This window comes from Mycobacterium sp. NGS22 (assembly GCF_059813095.1).
Map to the genome: position 1 here is coordinate 162,399 of NZ_JCALDY010000003.1, position 17,776 is coordinate 180,174.

General features: G+C 66.7%; 19 protein-coding genes. 12 read left to right on the forward strand and 7 right to left on the reverse strand.

Translation table 11 applies throughout. The annotated features are described in order from the left end of the window. Window positions 1-8: 8 nt before the first annotated feature. Window positions 9-1,412, forward strand: coding sequence for an amidase (locus tag AC5Y47_RS03985; protein WP_499942142.1), 1,404 nt, complete (start codon window positions 9-11; stop codon window positions 1,410-1,412). On the opposite strand, the gene AC5Y47_RS03990 is transcribed toward AC5Y47_RS03985, so the two are convergent. Next, entirely contained in the window at window positions 1,409-1,828 is a 420-nt protein-coding gene (locus AC5Y47_RS03990) for a MarR family winged helix-turn-helix transcriptional regulator (protein ID WP_499942143.1), read from the reverse strand. The genes AC5Y47_RS03985 and AC5Y47_RS03990 overlap by 4 nt on opposite strands. A gap of 366 nt (window positions 1,829-2,194) precedes the next feature. Between AC5Y47_RS03990 and AC5Y47_RS03995 the strand changes: the two genes are divergently transcribed. Next, window positions 2,195-2,830, forward strand: coding sequence for an MPT63 family protein (locus tag AC5Y47_RS03995; RefSeq protein ID WP_499942145.1), 636 nt, complete (start codon window positions 2,195-2,197; stop codon window positions 2,828-2,830). Window positions 2,831-2,968: 138 nt separating this feature from the next. Here AC5Y47_RS03995 and AC5Y47_RS04000 read toward each other — a convergent pair whose 3' ends face one another. Next, a complete protein-coding gene (locus AC5Y47_RS04000) occupies window positions 2,969-3,718 on the reverse strand; it encodes a winged helix-turn-helix domain-containing protein (protein ID WP_499942146.1) in 750 nt (249 codons plus the stop codon). A 188-nt stretch (window positions 3,719-3,906) separates the two neighbouring features. Then, the gene (mbp1, locus tag AC5Y47_RS04005; RefSeq protein ID WP_499942148.1) at window positions 3,907-4,143 is read right to left on the reverse strand and encodes a microaggregate-binding protein 1; all 237 of its coding nucleotides are present in this window, start codon (window positions 4,141-4,143) and stop codon (window positions 3,907-3,909) included. Window positions 4,144-4,410: 267 nt separating this feature from the next. Between mbp1 and pyrH the strand changes: the two genes are divergently transcribed. The 6 genes from pyrH to AC5Y47_RS04035 all read left to right on the forward strand — a co-directional run bounded on the left by pyrH (window position 4,411) and on the right by AC5Y47_RS04035 (window position 9,410). Beyond that, complete coding sequence (gene pyrH, locus AC5Y47_RS04010) at window positions 4,411-5,172, forward strand: UMP kinase (protein WP_499942150.1); 762 nt, start codon at window positions 4,411-4,413, stop codon at window positions 5,170-5,172. Between the two features lie 21 nt (window positions 5,173-5,193). Then, window positions 5,194-5,751, forward strand: coding sequence for a ribosome recycling factor (gene frr, locus AC5Y47_RS04015; protein ID WP_499942153.1), 558 nt, complete (start codon window positions 5,194-5,196; stop codon window positions 5,749-5,751). Window positions 5,752-5,781: 30 nt separating this feature from the next. Further along, complete coding sequence (locus tag AC5Y47_RS04020; RefSeq protein WP_499942155.1) at window positions 5,782-6,708, forward strand: phosphatidate cytidylyltransferase; 927 nt, start codon at window positions 5,782-5,784, stop codon at window positions 6,706-6,708. Between the two features lie 13 nt (window positions 6,709-6,721). After that, window positions 6,722-7,816: a dual-specificity RNA methyltransferase RlmN gene (gene rlmN / locus AC5Y47_RS04025; RefSeq protein WP_499942157.1), complete on the forward strand. Its 1,095-nt coding sequence runs from the start codon at window positions 6,722-6,724 to the stop codon at window positions 7,814-7,816. Between the two features lie 212 nt (window positions 7,817-8,028). Beyond that, window positions 8,029-8,532, forward strand: coding sequence for a disulfide bond-forming protein DsbE (gene dsbE, locus AC5Y47_RS04030; RefSeq protein WP_499942158.1), 504 nt, complete (start codon window positions 8,029-8,031; stop codon window positions 8,530-8,532). 5 nt (window positions 8,533-8,537) lie between these two features. After that, complete coding sequence (locus AC5Y47_RS04035) at window positions 8,538-9,410, forward strand: cytochrome c biogenesis CcdA family protein (RefSeq protein WP_499942160.1); 873 nt, start codon at window positions 8,538-8,540, stop codon at window positions 9,408-9,410. Here AC5Y47_RS04035 and AC5Y47_RS04040 read toward each other — a convergent pair. From AC5Y47_RS04040 to AC5Y47_RS04055, 4 genes are all read right to left on the reverse strand, one after another. Beyond that, window positions 9,407-9,661, reverse strand: a complete 255-nt coding sequence (locus AC5Y47_RS04040; protein ID WP_499942161.1) for a DUF2631 domain-containing protein — start codon at window positions 9,659-9,661, stop codon at window positions 9,407-9,409. The two genes, AC5Y47_RS04035 and AC5Y47_RS04040, sit on opposite strands and share 4 nt — an antisense overlap. A gap of 78 nt (window positions 9,662-9,739) precedes the next feature. Then, the gene (locus AC5Y47_RS04045) at window positions 9,740-10,318 is read right to left on the reverse strand and encodes a fasciclin domain-containing protein (protein WP_499942162.1); all 579 of its coding nucleotides are present in this window, start codon (window positions 10,316-10,318) and stop codon (window positions 9,740-9,742) included. A gap of 91 nt (window positions 10,319-10,409) precedes the next feature. Continuing rightward, window positions 10,410-12,152: a cytochrome c biogenesis protein DipZ gene (locus tag AC5Y47_RS04050; RefSeq protein ID WP_499942164.1), complete on the reverse strand. Its 1,743-nt coding sequence runs from the start codon at window positions 12,150-12,152 to the stop codon at window positions 10,410-10,412. A gap of 111 nt (window positions 12,153-12,263) precedes the next feature. Beyond that, the gene (locus AC5Y47_RS04055) at window positions 12,264-12,938 is read right to left on the reverse strand and encodes a fasciclin domain-containing protein (RefSeq protein WP_499942165.1); all 675 of its coding nucleotides are present in this window, start codon (window positions 12,936-12,938) and stop codon (window positions 12,264-12,266) included. 167 nt (window positions 12,939-13,105) lie between these two features. On the opposite strand from AC5Y47_RS04055, the gene dxr reads away from it, so the two are divergent. From dxr to AC5Y47_RS04075, 4 genes are read left to right on the forward strand one after another with little or no spacing between them, the layout of a single operon-like run. Continuing rightward, window positions 13,106-14,293, forward strand: coding sequence for a 1-deoxy-D-xylulose-5-phosphate reductoisomerase (gene dxr / locus AC5Y47_RS04060; protein WP_499942167.1), 1,188 nt, complete (start codon window positions 13,106-13,108; stop codon window positions 14,291-14,293). Window positions 14,294-14,312: 19 nt separating this feature from the next. Next, on the forward strand, window positions 14,313-15,527 hold the full coding sequence (locus tag AC5Y47_RS04065; RefSeq protein WP_499942168.1) for a M50 family metallopeptidase: 1,215 nt from the start codon (window positions 14,313-14,315) through the stop codon (window positions 15,525-15,527). Window positions 15,528-15,550: 23 nt separating this feature from the next. After that, window positions 15,551-16,723, forward strand: coding sequence for a flavodoxin-dependent (E)-4-hydroxy-3-methylbut-2-enyl-diphosphate synthase (ispG, locus tag AC5Y47_RS04070; RefSeq protein WP_499942170.1), 1,173 nt, complete (start codon window positions 15,551-15,553; stop codon window positions 16,721-16,723). Between the two features lie 49 nt (window positions 16,724-16,772). After that, window positions 16,773-17,627, forward strand: a complete 855-nt coding sequence (locus AC5Y47_RS04075) for a GNAT family N-acetyltransferase (RefSeq protein ID WP_499942171.1) — start codon at window positions 16,773-16,775, stop codon at window positions 17,625-17,627. The last annotated feature ends 149 nt before the right edge of the window (window positions 17,628-17,776 follow it).

Genomic DNA, 17,776 nt, shown 5'->3' on the forward strand with positions numbered 1-17,776 from the left:
CCGGTCCGATGCCGCGCGTACATGCATTCGGCGACGACGCCCTGGGTGACCTCGACGCGATCGGTGTTGCCGAGGCCCTCCGCTCCGGTCGGCTGAGCCGGACCGAGGTCATCGAGGCGGCGATCGCCCGCGCCGTAGCAGTCGACCCCAGCCTCAACGGTTTGGCGTACGCGGCATTCGACGGCGCTCGCGCCGCCGCCGCGCGGGACTGCACCGGCTTCTTTGCCGGCGTGCCGACGTTGATCAAGGACAACGTCGACGTCGCAGGGATGCCGTCGATGTACGGCACCGATGCGTGGGAACCCCGCCCGGCCAAGGCCGACAGCCAGGTCAGCCGGGTGCTGCTGGACACCGGACTGATAGCGCTGGGCAAGACTCAGCTCTCTGAGTTCGGTTTCAGCGCCGCCGCCGAGCACCCGCGGTTGGGCCCAGTCCGTAACCCGTGGAACACCGATTACACCGCGGGTGCGTCGTCGTCGGGGTCGGGTGCGTTCGTCGCGGCCGGCGTGGTGCCGATCGCCCATGCCAACGACGGGGGCGGTTCGATCCGCATCCCGGCGGCGTGCACCGGGTTGGTCGGGTTGAAGCCGTCGCGCGGACGGATGCCGTTGGATCCGCAGTACCGTCGCATGCCGGTGGGCATCGTCGCCAACGGCGTCGTGACCCGCACGGTGCGTGACACGGCAGCCTGTTATCGCGAGGTCGAGCGCCTCTTCCGCAACCCGAAGCTGCCACCCATCGGTGACGTGACCGGCCCCGGCAAACGCCGCTTGAAGATCGCCGTTGCGACACAATCGATTCAGCGCGAATCCAGCCCGGAGGTCCGGGATCTGACGCTTAAATCGGCTGGCTTGCTGGAAGAGTTGGGGCACCATGTCGAACACGTCGACAGCTCCTGGGTTCCGACCAGCTTCCTCGACGATTTCGTGCTGTATTGGGGACTGCTGTCGCTGGGCCAGGTGAGCGTCGGCCGGCGTGCGTTCGGTGACACCTTCGACCGCACTCGTCTGGACGCGCTGACGCTGGGTCTCTATCGCCACGCCAAGAGCAATCTGCACCGGCTCCCACTGGCGATCGCCCGGCTGCGCCGGTTGCCGCGGCGTAGCGCGGAGTTCTTCGCCAGTTACGACGCCCTGCTCACCCCGACTCTCGCCGACGCGACGCCGCAGGTCGGGTATCTGGCACCCACGGAGTACCGACAGGTCATCGATCGGCTGTCCGAGTGGGTCGCGTTCACGCCGTTGCAGAACGTGTCCGGAGATCCGGCGATCTCGCTGCCGCTGGGCAGATCCGCATCGGGTCTGCCGGTGGGCATGATGCTGTCCGCGGCGACCGGGCAGGAAGCGCGACTGCTGGAACTCGCCTATGAACTCGAAGAGGCCGCGCCGTTCGCCCGGATCCACGCCGACTAGTCGGAGCCGAGCTTCTCCAACATCCGCTTGAACTCACGTTGCTGAGTCTCGGTCAGTTTGGCCAGGATGCGGGCGTCGGCGGCGCGCACCACGGACTCGGCGCGCTTGAGCAGACCGCGGCCCTTGGTGGTCAGCGAGGCCGGCAATGCGCGTCCGGACGACACCGAGGCCGGCCGGGCAACGGCGCCGATATCTTCAAGTTTGTGCAGCACGGTGTTCATCGCCTGCGGGGTGACGCTGGCATGCCGCGCCAGTTCGGCGCTGGATGACCCCGGTGATGTGGAAAGTATTCGCAGACAGACGAATTCGGGCAACGTGAGCCCCAGTGGTGCGAGTGCGGCCGACGCCTCGGGCCGCAGCACCGACGCCACCCGATACAGCAGGTAGCCCAGCGGCGCGTCCTCGGTGCGGGTCATATCAAGCATATTGACATATGTCCGCGCCGGACGGTACCGACGGCGCGTCATTAATAACTCCGATAACGCATTTGCCGCCAGCGGCATTGGCTGGTGACCGAGCCCGATTGTGCTGCCGTCCTATTCGATGATTGTCAGCCGAGGTGCGAAATCGTCATGGTGAAAATGTGAAAGTTGTGGCACGAAACGTATTGTGGCCCATCTCAAATTGCTGCTGTTTTCGCTGGTAATGAGGCTGCACAACGGGATTCGACGCGCTGTCACTGTTTGAGTATGTGTGCGTTGGGTAATTGGGCGGTTACGTGCGGTTGGCAATTGAACGAGCAAAGCTGACTGCTCCGAATGAGATCGAATGAGAGGATTGACGTGAAGTTCAGCACTACCACTGCAAAGACGGCCATCGGCGCCGCCGGTATCGCGGCGGTGAGCTTGTTCGGGGCCGCGGCGGCTTCCGCTGCGCCCACCATCGTCGAGGGTCTGGGGACGCCGGAGACGCTGGTCGACGGCCCCCTGAGCACCGACTACACGGTCAGCAACCTGCAGCCCGCCAATATCACCATCCCGGGCTACACCCCCAAGGGTCAGCTCTGGCAGGCCGATGTCCAGGTTCGCGCCAACAGCGGTGTGATCACGCCCGTGGTGTCCAACTTCAACGCCCGTGCCGAGGGCCAGAATTACCGCGTGATCACCACGAAGATGACTCCTGAAGGCTTGAGTCCTGCGCCGATCACCCAGGGCGGGATGGCCAGCGGAAAGATCTACTTCGACGTGACCGGTCCCGCTCCGACCCGGGTGGTCTACAACGACGGCGTGCAGGATGTGCTGGTCTGGGAGGGTAGCCAGGCAGGCGCCCCGGCGCCCAATGCCTTGCCGAACCCGGCGCCTGCGCCCAACTCGGTGCCCGGCCCCAACTCGGTGCCCGCGCCGAACGCGGTTCCCGGTCCGAACTCGGCCCCGGCCCCCGACGCGGTGCCGAACCCGAGTGCCCCGGCAACCAACTGACCGGCCTAACGCAGCCTAGTTAGCCAGGTTGATCCTCCCCGCGCCGCCGCCATGGCGCGGGGAGGATTTCCCGTTGGGGGATCTTGTGGCGGGCGAAAGCCCGCCGTTCGGGCGGAGGCCCGCCGTCGGATGGATACCTCAGCGCGCGACGGGATCCGGGGCGCCCGATGCCGATGCGGGGTTCAGCACCGGCTCGCCCACGATCCAGCGCGGCTGCGGCGGGGTCACCGCCATGTACCCGACTCCGCGGACGGTGTCGACCACCGACTCGTGCTCCGGGCCGAGCTTGGCCCGCAGGCGGCGCACGTGCACATCGACAGTGCGGACCCGCCCGTTGCTCTCATACCCCCACACTTCGTGCATCAGGCGGGTCCGGCTGAACGCCCGCCCGGCGTGCTGTACGAGGAAATTCAGCAATTTGAACTCGGTCAGTGTCAGACCCAGGTCCGCGCCCCGCAACGAAACGGTGTAGCTGGACGGGTGCAACACGAGGTCACCGAACTGCAGCGTGCCGCCCACGGCGTTGCGCCGACGCGTGATGGCCAACCGCAATCGTGCCTGCAGTTCGTCGGGCCCGGCCGCGGCGAGCAGCACATCGTCGAAGTTCCAGTCGACGTCCAATGCGACGAAGTCCGCGGGCGCGACCACGGCAACCACGGCCAGCGCGGGCAGGTTGGCTGTCAGGCGGCGACATGCGGCGCGAGCCGCCACCAAGTCGGTACGAGCATCGATGACCGCGACGTCGGCGCCGTCCAGCGCCCCATTGTCCAAGCCGGTCAAGGGGGCGCTGCGCACTGTCAAGGCGAAAGGTGCCAGCTCCAGCGCGGATTCGAAATCGCTCGCGTCGCTGAGCAGCAGAACATCCAACTCCGCATCTCCAAACCTCATGAGGGTGGTGCCTGCGTACCCCGACCCATTGCCGCGTCCTCGTGGAGACCTCCACCCCGAGCGCAGCGCTGATTACCCCATTCGGTGAGCGATTATTCCAATTTTGTTACGCCGCCGGCGGCGAACACCCGCAGATGTTCGATGGGCCCGGTCCGTTACACAGACCGGGCCCATCCTTCCAACAAGTTCTACTGTTGCGCCTTCTGACGCTGTTCGGCGACCTCGGCGGCGCTGCGCGCGGCTTCGGCCTGCGCTTCTTTCTTGGCGGCGTCGCGCTGGGCTTCCGCCTTGTCCTGCTGCGCTTCACCCTCGTTGATCAGGTCGCCACGACCCGTCACGGTCCCGATCGCTTCTTTGGCCTTGCCCTTGACGTCTTCGACGACACCCTTGACCGCTTCAGCCGGTCCCGAGTTGCTGTCCGCCATGAGTTCCTCCTCGATCAGCCGCGATGGCATTGGTGAGTGCTAGGTGTGATGAACCGATCGAATTGGACCGGCCCGCCCCCGGACGATGCGGCCGTCGTGCTCAGACCGTGATGTCACCGTCGCGAAGAGCGGATTCCCAAACCGAAGGACGGCCAAACCTGGATTGGACTCGAGGACCCGACCCCCAGCGGAACGCGGCGATGAGGCAGGATAAGAGTGGTCGTCCCGAAAGGTTTGCTGGGATGGCAGTTTCAGGCGAGGAGACCGATGACAGAGCCCAGGGAGACCAACGGGATGCCGGCCGCCGCGGTCGCCGGCTCGCCGTCGAAGTTCTCCCGCGTGCTGCTGAAGCTGGGCGGGGAGATGTTCGGCGGAGGTCAGGTCGGGCTTGATCCCGACGTGGTCGCGCTGGTGGCCCGTCAGATCGCCGAAGTGGTGCGCGGCGGGGTGCAGGTCGCGGTGGTGATCGGCGGTGGCAACTTCTTCCGTGGCGCGCAGCTACAGCAGCGCGGCATGGAGCGGACCCGCTCGGACTACATGGGCATGCTCGGCACCGTGATGAACAGCCTGGCGCTGCAGGACTTCCTGGAGAAGGAGGGCATCGCCACGCGCGTGCAGACCGCGATCACGATGGGCCAGGTGGCCGAGCCCTACCTTCCGCTGCGCGCGGTTCGGCACCTGGAAAAGGGGCGAGTGGTGATCTTCGGGGCCGGCATGGGCCTGCCGTACTTCTCCACCGACACCACCGCGGCGCAACGGGCGTTGGAGATCGGTGCCGACGTGGTGTTGATGGCCAAAGCGGTCGACGGCGTGTTTGCCGAGGATCCGCGGGAGAACCCGGACGCCGAGTTGCTCACCGCGATCAGTCACCGCGAAGTCATCGATCGCGGCTTGCGGGTGGCCGATGCGACCGCGTTCAGCCTGTGTATGGACAATGGCATGCCGATCCTGGTGTTCAACCTGCTGACCGACGGCAATATCGCGCGGGCGGTCGCTGGTGAGAAGATCGGGACGCTGGTAACCACCTGAGGAGCCCGAGGAGCGTGACGAATGATTGACGAGGCTCTCTTCGACGCCGAGGAGAAGATGGAGAAGGCCGTCTCGGTGGCCCGCGACGACCTGTCGACCATTCGCACCGGCCGCGCCAACCCGGGCATGTTCTCCCGGATCGTCATCGACTACTACGGCGCAACCACCCCGATCACCCAGTTGGCCAGCATCAACGTTCCCGAGGCCCGGCTCGTCGTCATCAAGCCCTACGAAGCCAGCCAGGTCAACGCGATCGTGACGGCCATCCGGAACTCCGACCTGGGCGTCAACCCCACCAACGACGGCACGCTGATCCGCGTGGCCATCCCGCAGCTCACCGAGGAACGCCGGCGCGACCTGGTCAAGCAGGCCAAAGCCAAGGGGGAGGACGCGAGGGTTTCGGTGCGCAACATCCGCCGCAAGGCGATGGAGGAGCTGCACCGCATCCGCAAGGACGGCGAGGCCGGCGAAGACGAGGTCACCCGGGCGGAGAAGGACTTGGAGAAGGCCACCCACCAGTACGTCGCCCAGATCGACGAGCTGGTCAAGCACAAAGAGGGCGAGCTGCTGGAGGTCTAGCGGCCGCAGCAGTCAAGTCCTTCCACGTCCGTGGCAACCACCGATGCCGAAGCCGGCAACCCGACCGACGAGCCGGTCGACGTCGGAGCGCGCCGACCCAAAAAGAAGAAATCCCGGGCCGGACGCAATCTGCCTGCCGCTATCGCGGTCGGCGCAAGCATCGGTGCCGCCCTCATCGCCACTTTGCTGTGCGTGCCGCACTTCTGGGTGTTGTGGTGCTCACTGGCGATCCTGGTGGCCAGTCACGAGGTGGTGCGCCGACTCCGGGAAGCGGGTTATCTGATCCCGGTCATCCCATTGCTGGTCGGGGGGCAGGCGACGATCTGGCTGACGTGGCCGTATCGCGCCACCGGTGCCCTCGCCGGCTTCGGCGGGATGGTGGTGATCTGCATGATCTGGCGGTTGTTCATGCAGGACGAGCGTGCCCACGTCGACGAAACCGACGGCCCCCCGCCGTCGAGCAATTACCTGCGTGACGTCTCCGCAACCGTGTTCCTGTGCACGTGGGTGCCGCTGTTCGGGTCCTTCGCCGCGATGCTCGTCTACGACCCGCAGTACGGTCCAGGCTGGGTGTTCTGCATGATGATCGCCGTAATCAGTTCCGACACCGGGGGATACGCGGTAGGCGCGATGTTCGGCAAGCATCCGATGGTGCCGATGATCAGCCCGAAGAAGTCCTGGGAGGGCTTCACCGGTTCGCTGGTGTGCGGGATCACGGCGACGATCCTGACCGCGACCTTCCTGGCCGGTGAACGGTGGTGGGTCGGGGCACTCCTGGGGGTGCTCTTCGTCTTGACGACCACGCTGGGCGACCTGATCGAGTCGCAGGTCAAGCGCGATCTGGGCATCAAGGACATGGGTCGACTGCTGCCCGGCCACGGCGGCATCATGGACAGGCTGGACGGCATCCTGCCGTCGGCGGTGGCCGCGTGGACCGTTCTGGCGCTGCTGCCCTGATACTGGACTGGTAATGGTCCAGGAATTGGTTTTTGATGCGCCCCGCCGCGGTAAGCCGCCGCGGCACCTTGCCGACCTGGACGAGGCCGGGCGCGCGGACGCCGTAGCCGAGCTGGGATTGCCGCCCTTCCGGGCCAAGCAGCTCGCCAACCAGTACTACGGGCGGCTGATCGCCGATCCCCACCAGATGACGGATCTGCCGGCCGCGGTACGCGAGCGGGTCGCCTCGAGTATTTTCCCGACCCTGCTCACCGCAGCCCGCGAGGTCACCTGCGACTCCGGCCAGACACGAAAAACGTTGTGGCGCTGTGCGGACGGTGCCACCGTCGAGTCGGTGCTGATGCGCTATCCGCAACGCAGCACCGTGTGCATCTCCTCCCAAGCCGGCTGCGGCATGGCCTGCCCGTTCTGCGCCACCGGCCAAGGCGGACTGACCCGCAATCTGTCCACCGCCGAGATCCTCGAGCAGGTACGCGCCGCTGCGGTCGCCTCGCGCGACGAATTCGGTGAGCGCCTGTCCAACGTGGTCTTCATGGGCATGGGGGAACCGCTGGCCAACTACGCCCGGGTGGTTGCCGCGGTCCGCCGGATCGTCGAGGCGCCGCCGTCGGGTTTCGGTATCTCGGCCCGCTCGGTGACGGTGTCGACGGTGGGTCTGGCTCCGGCTATCCGCAAACTGGCCGACGAGCGGCTCGGTGTGACGCTGGCGCTGTCCCTGCACACCCCCGACGACGAGTTGCGCGACACTCTGGTGCCCGTCAACAACAGGTGGAAGGTCAGCGAGGTGCTGGACGCCGCCCGCTATTACGCGGACGTGACCGGTCGGCGGGTGTCGGTCGAGTACGCCCTGATCCGCGACGTCAACGACCAGCCGTGGCGAGCCGATCTGCTGGGCAAACTGCTGCACCGGAAGTTGGGCCCGCTGGCGCACGTCAACCTGATCCCGCTGAACCCCACGCCGGGCAGTGACTGGGATGCCAGCCCCAAGCCGGCCGAACGTGAGTTCGTCAGACGCGTTCGCGCGCAGGGTGTTTCGTGCACAGTGCGCGATACCCGCGGCCGCGAGATCAGTGCGGCCTGTGGACAGCTGGCCGCCGAGGGCGGGTAGCTGGAGCACGGGCCGTTCAGCCTGAGCCTGTGGACAGCTGGCCGCCGAGGGCGGGTAGCTGGAGCACGGGCCGTTCAGCCTGAGCCTGTGGACAGCTGGCCAGTGAAGGCTTGGCGGGCGGGCGGCCTGCGCATCCTCGGTGACGGCGGGGCGTTGAACCCGCGCAGACACGGGTACGTGACAAGGCACACGCCGGGGAAATGAGGTCTGCCATGAAAGTTCTGTCGCCATTGAGGATCCTTTTCGCCGGGGCGATCGCCGTCCTGCTGCTGCTCGGCCTGAGCGCCACCCGGAACGCGTCCGCCGCCGATGACCGCCTGAACTTCACCGGCACCACCCTCAGCGGCGCCCCGTTCGACGGCGCCACATTGCAGGGCAAGCCGGCGGTTCTGTGGTTCTGGACGCCGTTCTGCCCGTACTGCAATGCCGAAGCGCCCGCCCTGAGCCAGGTGGCGGCCGCCCACCCCAACGTCACCTTCGTCGGCGTCGCCGCACACTCCGACGTCGGGCAGATGCAGGGCTTCGTCTCCAAATACGGCCTGAACTTCACCAACCTCAACGACGCCGACGGCGCGATCTGGGCCCGCTACAACGTGCCCTGGCAGCCGGCCTGGGTGTTCTATCGCCCGGACGGCTCGTCCACGTTCGTCAACAACACCACTTCGGCCATGTCGCAGCAGGAACTGTCCGGTCGGGTTACGGCGCTGACGTCCTGACCGGGGTGAACCAGCCCCTCGTCGGGCTCGCGTTTGCCGCCGGCCTGGTGGCCGCGTTGAACCCGTGCGGGTTCGCGCTGCTGCCCGCCTATCTGCTGCTGGTGGTGCGCGGGACGCAAACCCGAAGCCCGATCGCCGCGGTCGCCCGGGCGGCCGTCGCCACCGGGTGTATGGCGGTCGGCTTCGTAGCGGTATTCGGCGCGTTCGGCCTGCTGACCATCTCGGCGGCCTCGACGGTGCAGCGCTACCTGCCCTACGTCACGGTGCTGATCGGAGTACTGCTGATCGGCAGCGGCGGTTGGCTGCTGTCCGGCCGGGAACTGCCCGCGCTGAGGCCCGTCGGTCCGCGCCGGGCTCCGACCGCGCGACTGAGTTCGATGATCGGCTACGGCGCGAGTTATGCGATGGCCTCACTGTCCTGCACCGTCGGCCCGTTCTTGGCCGTCACCGGCGCCGGACTGCGGGGCGGATCGGTGCTCGACGGCGTCGCCATCTACGCCGCGTACATCGCGGGGCTGACGCTGGTCGTCGGTGTCCTCGCGATGGCGGTGGCAACCGCGAGCGCAGCGCTGATCGACCGGATGCGGGGGATGCTGCCGATCGTCAACCGGTTCGGGGGTGCGCTGCTGATCCTGGTCGGCTTGTATGTCGGCTACTACGGCCTCTATGAGGTGCGACTGTTCAGTCTGGACGCCAGCCCGGAGGATGCGGTGATCGCTGCGGCGAGCCGGTTACAGGGCTCGTTGGCGGGTTGGGTGCATCAGCATGGCGGATGGCCATGGCTGGTGGCGTTGGCGGTTCTGCTGGTCGCAGCATCGGCGGGCAACGGCTATCGCCGGAGGCGCCGCGACAAGCGTTCCGCGGTCGCCGATCGCTAGCGCAGCCAGCCGCGGCGACGCCCCCAGATGTCGCGCACCAGGATGAAGAGCACCAGCGCGGCGAATCCGATGCAGAAGATGTCTTCGACGTGGCCGACGTGGTTGCCGCGCAGGAACGCCAACAACATGACCAGGATGAACCCGCCCACGACATACCAGGTGCGGTAGTTGATCTTGCTCCAGCCCCACTGCGCGGACGGCACCTCAGCTTCATCGACGCCGCTGTACGGCTCCACCTCAGTACTGGCCACGGTGATCCCTCCGGTTGGACTGGACTGTCGACCCACATTCTGGCACAGGCCGGTTGGCCGTGGGCAGGTCCGCTCCTGCTATGCCGGCGGCATCAACACCGTGTCGATCATGTACACCTGCGCATTCGCCGTCGACACCCCGCCGCAGACCAGACCGGCGTTGTTGACCCGGATGTTGTTGCCCTGGCCGGTCACCGTCACGCTCGCGCCCTGCAGTGTGGTGTGCGTGCCCACGACTCTGGCCGGAGTCGCCTGGCCGTTGACGACGTGGTAGGTCAGGATGCTGGTCAGCATCGCCGAGTCCGTCTTGAGTTGGTCGATGGTGGCCGGCGGCAGTTTCCCGAAGGCGGCATCCGTGGGAGCGAACACCGTGTACTGGCCGCTGTTGAGGGTGTCCACGAGGTTCACCTGGGGATTGAGCCCACCCGACAACGCCGACGTCAACGTCGTGAGCATGGGGTTGTTCGCTGCGGCCTGCGTCACCGGCACCTGCGACATGCCCTGCACCGACGCCGGTCCGGAGGGATTGGCCGCCGCGTAGTCCGCACATCCCGGACCCACCAGGTCGGCCGCTGCCGCGTATGGCGCCATCGCAAGTCCGCATGCCACCAGAGCTACCGCGAGACCGGTTGCGGCCACCGTGTTTTCCGTCTTCATTTCGTTCGCTCCTATTGAGTACCGAGGCGGTGTGCCGCCTCGTTGGGTCCCCGACGTAGATGATTCGGAGTCGATTGGGTCCCGGACGGGTTCAGCCGTAAGTGAACGAGAAAATCTGCACACCCTTGCTGGGCCGCACCTCGACCGTCCCGGCTCCCTGCGTCTCACCGGCGAGGATCTTGCGGTTGGTCGGCGGTCCGCCGATCGGCACCGTGGTGGTCTTGCCGTCGCGGATCACCTGCAGGGTGCCGGTGCCGCCGACGACGGCGTAGACGTCCTTGGCGTGGTAGTTGAGCTTGATCGACGAGTCGTCGCCGTCGGCCGTCGCCCCCTGGTAGTCCAGTGACCAGCGACCCTTCAGCGCAAAGCTGTCCGCGGCCAGGGTGGGCGGGTAGTCGAAAATCGCCGATCCTTCGTCGTAGACCCCGCCGCCGCCGAAGTTGACGACCTTGCCGACGCCGAAGTAGGTCTCGGCGGTCAGGATCGTTTTCGGCGTGAGGTCGGGTGTGTCGACGGGCCGGGGAAGTGGCCGGCCGGGTGTGGCGTCGGTGAGCAACTGCCTGATCAACGATTCGGTCTCCCTGTAGCCGCCTTCGCCGAACTTCATGTGCCGCACCGTGCCCCGGGCATCGATCAGATACTCGGCCGGCCAGTACCGATTGCGGTAGTTCGTCCACGTAGAGAAGTTGTCGTCCAACGCAATCGGATACGTGATGCCCAGGTCGGCTGCTCCCTTCGCGACGTTCTCCGGGACCTTCTCGAAGGCGTACTCGGGTGTGTGTACGCCGACGACCACCAGACCGCTGTCCCGGTAGGCCTGATACCAGCCGACGACGTGTGGGATAGCGCGTTGACAGTTGATGCACGAGTACGCCCAGAAGTCGACCAGTACCACCGTGCCGCGCAACGAAGCCAGCGTGACCGGCTCGCCCCCGGGGGTGTTGAGCCATCGGGTGATGCCTCGCAGATCGGGTGCGGTTCCGCAGTTCAGAAGTTCGGCGGCACCGTTGCTGCAGTTGGACAGCTGCGCGTTCTGGTCGGTGACGATGCCGCCGAGCTCGAGCTGCCGGCGGATCTGTTCTGTGCCACCGACTTTGTCCTGCAGCGAGGAGGTGTAGTCGGGAATCGCGCGTTGCAGTACGGCGGGCAGATCGAACACCAGCGCGACCGCGAGCAGCATGGTCATGATTCCTGCGCCGATCCGGATTTCGCGTTGCCTGCGTCGAAACGCGCTCACCCGCACGGCAATTCGTCGACCGGCGAGGGCGAAGAACAGCAACGGCAATGCGGCACCTCCGGCGAAGGCGGCGGTGAGCACGACGGTTCCCACACCGATCTGGGCGGTCGCACCGGCCACCACGATGGCCGCCAGCACCGGTCCCGCGCACGGTACGTAGAGCACACCCAACGCCAGGCCGAGTCCGAAACCCTTTCCACGCGTGCTGATCTGCTTCTGCGGGATGCGTGAGAACGGCTTCTCCAGCAACTGCTCGAAGCGCGGGAAGATCAACCCGGCTCCGATCGCCAGCAGGGCCACCAACGCAACCCAACGGATGGCGTCCTGCGGCAGTCGCAGCGCGGAGAGCAGCGCCGAGCCGAGCAGGGTGACCACACTGAAGCTGAGCACCAAACCGGCAATCACGCGGTAGGGACGGGACCTGTCGGAGTGGGTTTGCTGCGGTAGAACTGCCACGGAGCCTTCGGTTTTCGTCGTCGCATCGGCTGAGTTTGTTTGCACCCCGGAGAAGAAGATCACCGGCAGGACCGGCAGGATGCACGGCGAGATCCCGGTGATGAGGCCACCGAGAAATCCGACCAACGCGAGAGTCAACATGTCAGCTATTCGTCGCGGATCGCGCCGCGGATTGGTTCGAACGGCAACGGGATTGGCGCCACGACAAAGGCAGCCCACCGAAGTGGACTGCCTTTGTCTCGGTCAACCGGATCACTGAGGGGGCATCAGGACGGTGTCGATCATGTAGACCGTCGCGTTCGCGGTGTGCACCCCACCGCACACCAGGCTTGCGGCGTCGACTTTCAGGTCGTTGCCCGCGCCCGTCACCGTGACGTCCGCACCTTGCAACGTCTTGTGTGTGCCGGCGACCTTGGCCGGACTCGCCTGACCGTTGACCACGTGATAGGTCAGGATGCTGTTGAGCAACTTGGCATCGGTCTTGAGTTGATCGATGGTGGCCGCCGGCAGTTTGTCGAAGGCCGCGTTGGTGGGCGCGAACACGGTGTATTGCCCGCTGTTGAGCGTGTCGACCAGGTTGACCTGCGGATTCAGCTTGCCCGACAGGGCGGATGTCAGCGTGCTCAGCATCGGATTGTTCGACGCCGCGGTCGCCACCGGATCCTGTGCCATGCCCGCTACCGATCCGGGTCCGGTCGGGTTCTGCGCGGCGTATTCCGAGCAGCCCGGGCCGATCAGGTCCGCGGCCGGGTTCGCCGCTGCCGACGACGGCGCACTGCTGGGGGCGGCGGTCATGCTCGAACTGCTCGAAGCACCGGAGCCGGCACCGCCCTGCGCCGCGGGCTTGTCACTTGCACATCCCGAGAAGCCCGCAATCGCGATCGCCGCAAGGGCCGCTGCCGCCGTCGTCTTGGCCTGTGTGGTCATTGAATTCCAATTCCTTTGCTGCAGAACAGTTTCGAGGCGACACGGGCCGCCCCCGGATGGGTCGTACACACAGTCATTCGGAGTCAGCATCGGCACGGACGGGTCGAACACGCGCGAGTCGACCGCGTACCGCCCGACATGACGCACCCACGCGGCACAATGGTCGGGTGACAATCTCCGATCGCCGCCTGCGAGTGCTGGTGCTGGGCAGCACCGGCTCGATCGGTACCCAGGCATTGGAGGTCATCGCCGCCAACCCGGACCGCTTCGAGGTCGTCGGGTTGGCCGCCGGAGGTCACAACCTGGACACCTTGCTGCGTCAGCGCGCCGAGACCGGGGTGACCAACATCGCGGTCGCCGACGCGGACGCCGCCGAACGGGCCGGCGATATTCCGTACCGGGGACCCGAGGCGGCCACTCGTCTGGTGCAGGAGACCGAGGCCGACGTCGTGCTGAATGCGCTGGTCGGTGCGCTGGGACTGCGGCCGACGCTGGCCGCGCTGGAGTCCGGGGTCCGGCTGGCCCTGGCCAACAAGGAGTCGCTGATCGCCGGGGGGCCTCTGGTGTTGGCGGCGGCGGGTCCGGGGCAGATCGTTCCGGTGGATTCCGAGCACTCGGCGCTGGCGCAATGCCTGCGCGGCGGCACCCCCGACGAGGTCGCCGAACTGGTGCTGACGGCCTCCGGCGGGCCGTTCCGCGGCTGGTCGGCGGATGACCTGCAGGGGGTGACCCCAGAGCAGGCGGGCGCGCATCCGACCTGGTCGATGGGGCCGATGAACACCCTGAACTCGGCCTCACTGGTCAACAAGGGCCTCGAACTCATCGAAACGCACCTGCTGTTCGGCATCCCCTATGACCGCATCGAGGTCGTCGTACACCCACAGTCGATCGTGCACTCGATGGTCACCTTCGTCGACGGTTCGACGATCGCCCAGGCCAGTCCACCGGACATGAAGCTGCCGATCGCGCTGGCGCTGGGCTGGCCGCACCGAGTCCCCGGGGCCGCCGCCCGCTGTGACTTCACCAAGGCTGCTACCTGGGAATTCGAGCCGCTGGACAGCGAGGTCTTCCCGGCGGTGGAGTTGGCCCGGCAGGCCGGGGAAACCGGCGGCTGCATGACCGCCGTCTACAACGCCGCCAACGAGGAATCCGCCGAGGCGTTCCTGCAACGGCGCATCCCGTTCCCCGCGATCGTCGCCACCATCGCCGACGTGCTGCACGCTGCTGACCAGTGGGCCGTTTCACCCGCTACCGTGGATGAAGTACTCGAGGCGCAGCGTTGGGCTCGTGAGCGGGCGCAACATGCGATCGCGACAGCTAACCCCGTGTCGGTCCGAGTCTCCGGCTTGGCATGAGAAAGGTCGTAACAGGCTGATGATGTTCGTTATCGGCATTGTGCTGTTTGCGCTGTGCCTCCTCATCTCGGTCGCCCTGCACGAATGCGGCCACATGTGGGCAGCGCGCGGCACCGGCATGAAGGTGCGCCGCTACTTCGTCGGCTTCGGGCCGACGCTGTGGTCGACCCGACGTGGTGAGACCCAGTACGGGATCAAGGCCCTGCCGCTGGGCGGTTTCTGCGACATCGCCGGGATGACTCCCGCCGAGGAACTCGCGCCCGACGAAGAAGACCGCGCGATGTACAAGCAGGCGACCTGGAAACGCGTGACAGTGTTGTTCGCCGGGCCGGGAATGAACTTCGTGCTGTTCCTGGTGTTGATGTACGCCATCGCGGTGATCTGGGGGCTGCCCAACCTGCATCAGTCGACGAAGGCAGTTGTCGGCGAAACCACCTGCGTCGCACAGGAAACCGTCAAGGGCAAGCTCGACAAATGCGACGGACCGGGCCCCGCGGCGCTGGCCGGGATCCGCGCCGGCGACGTCGTGGTCAAGGTGGGCGACACCCCGGTGTCGACCTTCGAGGAAATGGCGACGGCGGTGCGCAAACTGCACGGCACCGTGCCCGTCGTGGTCGAACGTGACGGGAAGACCATCGTCACCAACGTCAACGTCGAAAGCACCCAGCGTTTCGTCTCCGCCGGACGCGACGCTGACGCCAAAGCCGCGACGGTCGGTGCCATCGGTGTGGCGGCGCCGTCGCCCGAACCGCCGACCCGGTACAACGTGCTGTCGGCGGTGCCGGCCACGGTAGCTTTCTCCGGCCAACTCACCGTCGAGGTCGGCAAATCCCTGGCCGCCATTCCCTCCAAGATCGGCGCCCTGGTCCAAGCCATTGGCGGCGGTGAGCGCGACCCGCAGACCCCGATGAGCGTCGTGGGCGCCAGCATCATCGGCGGCGACACCGTCGACCACGGGCTGTGGGTGGCCTTCTGGTTCTTCCTGGCCCAGCTGAACCTCATCCTGGGCGCCATCAACCTGCTGCCGTTACTGCCGTTCGACGGAGGCCACATCGCCGTCGCGTGCTACGAAAAGATCCGCAACATGATCCGGTCGGCGCGCGGCAAGGTGGCCGGCGCCCCGGTGAATTACCTCAAGCTCATGCCGGCGACCTACGTGGTGCTGGCTCTCGTAGCCGGATTCTTCCTGTTGACCGTCACCGCCGACCTGGTCAACCCCATCCGGCTCTTCTAGAAACAGAGAGAAGGCGAAGCCAAGTGACCATAGGCCTGGGCATGCCGCAGCCCCCGGCCCCCACGCTGGCGCCGCGGCGCAAGACGCGACAGCTGATGGTCCGCGACGTCGGGGTCGGCAGCGATCACCCGATCGCGGTGCAGTCCATGTGCACCACCAAGACCCACGACGTCAACACCACCCTGCAGCAGATCGCCGAGCTGACCGCCGCCGGGTGCGACATCGTGCGGGTGGCCTGTCCACGTCAGGAGGACGCCGACGCGCTGGCCGAGATCGCCAAGCACAGCCAGATCCCGGTGATCGCCGACATCCACTTCCAGCCGAAATACATCTTCGCCGCGATCGACGCCGGCTGCGCGGCGGTTCGGGTCAACCCGGGCAACATCAAGGAATTCGACGGCCGGGTCGGTGAGGTGGCCAAAGCCGCCGGGGCCGCGGGCATCCCGATCCGCATCGGTGTCAACGCCGGCTCGCTGGACAAGCGGTTCATGCAGAAGTACGGCAAAGCCACCCCCGAGGCGCTGGTCGAGTCGGCGCTGTGGGAGGCCTCGCTGTTCGAGGAGCACGGCTTCGGCAACATCAAGATCAGCGTCAAGCACAACGACCCGGTGATCATGGTCGCGGCCTACGAGCAGTTGGCCGCGCAGTGCGACTACCCGCTGCATCTCGGGGTCACCGAGGCCGGTCCGGCGTTCCAGGGCACCATCAAGTCCGCCGTCGCCTTCGGCGCGCTGCTCTCCCGGGGGATCGGCGACACCATCCGGGTGTCGTTGTCGGCGCCGCCCGTCGAGGAAGTCAAGGTCGGCACGCAGATCCTGGAGTCGCTGAACCTGCGCCCACGCGGGCTGGAGATCGTGTCCTGCCCGTCGTGCGGCCGCGCCCAGGTGGACGTCTACACCCTGGCCAACGAGGTGACCGCCGGGCTGGACGGGCTCGACGTGCCGCTCCGGGTGGCTGTGATGGGCTGCGTGGTCAACGGGCCGGGGGAGGCCCGCGAGGCAGATCTGGGCGTGGCGTCCGGCAACGGCAAAGGTCAGATCTTCGTCAAGGGCGAAGTGATCAAGACGGTGCCCGAGGCGCAGATCGTCGAGACGCTGATCGAAGAGGCCATGCGGCTCGCCTCGGAGATGGGTGACCTGACCGAGACGGATCCGGGGACGGCAGCAAGCGGTTCGCCTATTGTCACCGTAAGCTGATAGGGGCCAAACTCACCGGCCCTCGATTCGCACCACAGAGAGTTATGAGATGTCGGCTCCGCCCATCTTGCGCCTGGTTGGCGAGAGACGGGTGTCAGTGGTGCGTGACGCCGCCGCCGTCTGGCGTGTCCTGGGGGAGAACCCGGTCGAATCGTGCATGGTGGCCGCCCGCGTCGCCGACTACGGTGTCGAGCCCAATTCCATCGGCGGCGAACTGTGGACCCGCGGCGGCGTGGACGAGTCGCTGTGTTTCGCCGGCGCCAATTTGATTCCACTGCGCGGCAACCTGATTGATCTCAACGCGTTCGCCGACGAGGCCAAGAGCACGGCACGGCGGTGTTCGTCGCTGGTCGGTCGGGCCGATTTGGTGCTGCCGATGTGGCAGCGCCTCGAACCCGCCTGGGGGCCCGCGCGTGACGTGCGCGCCGACCAACCGCTGATGGCGCTCAACGCCCATCCAAACTGCACGCTGGACACCGAAGTGCGCCAGGTGCGTCCGGAGGAACTGGACGCCTATCTGGTCGCGGCGGTGGACATGTTCATCGGCGAGGTCGGGGTCGATCCGCGACTCGGCGACGGCGGCCGCGGATATCGTCGTCGCGTCGCCAGCCTGATTGCGGCCGGACGGGCGTGGGCCCGCTTCGAGCACGGCCAGGTCGTGTTCAAGGCCGAGGTGGGTTCGCAGTCACCCTCGGTCGGCCAGATCCAGGGCGTCTGGGTCCATCCCGAGCGGCGGGGCCTGGGCATGGGCACCGCGGGCACCGCGACGCTGGCCGCGGTTATCGTCGGCAGCGGGCGGATCGCCAGCCTGTACGTGAACGATTTCAACACCGTGGCGCGGGCCGCCTACGCCCGCATCGGGTTCAAGGAAGTCGGCACCTTCGCAACGGTGTTGCTGGATTAGTGCTCGCCTCGGGTGTGCGGCTGGCTGCACACTCGACGCGATCCGGCGTCATAGCGCCACCCGGCTGACTCGAAAAGGGCCGTAATTGGCCGACTTACGAGTATCGTCACAATCTCCGATCGTCAGTGTTTCCGGCTGGGAGGACAATG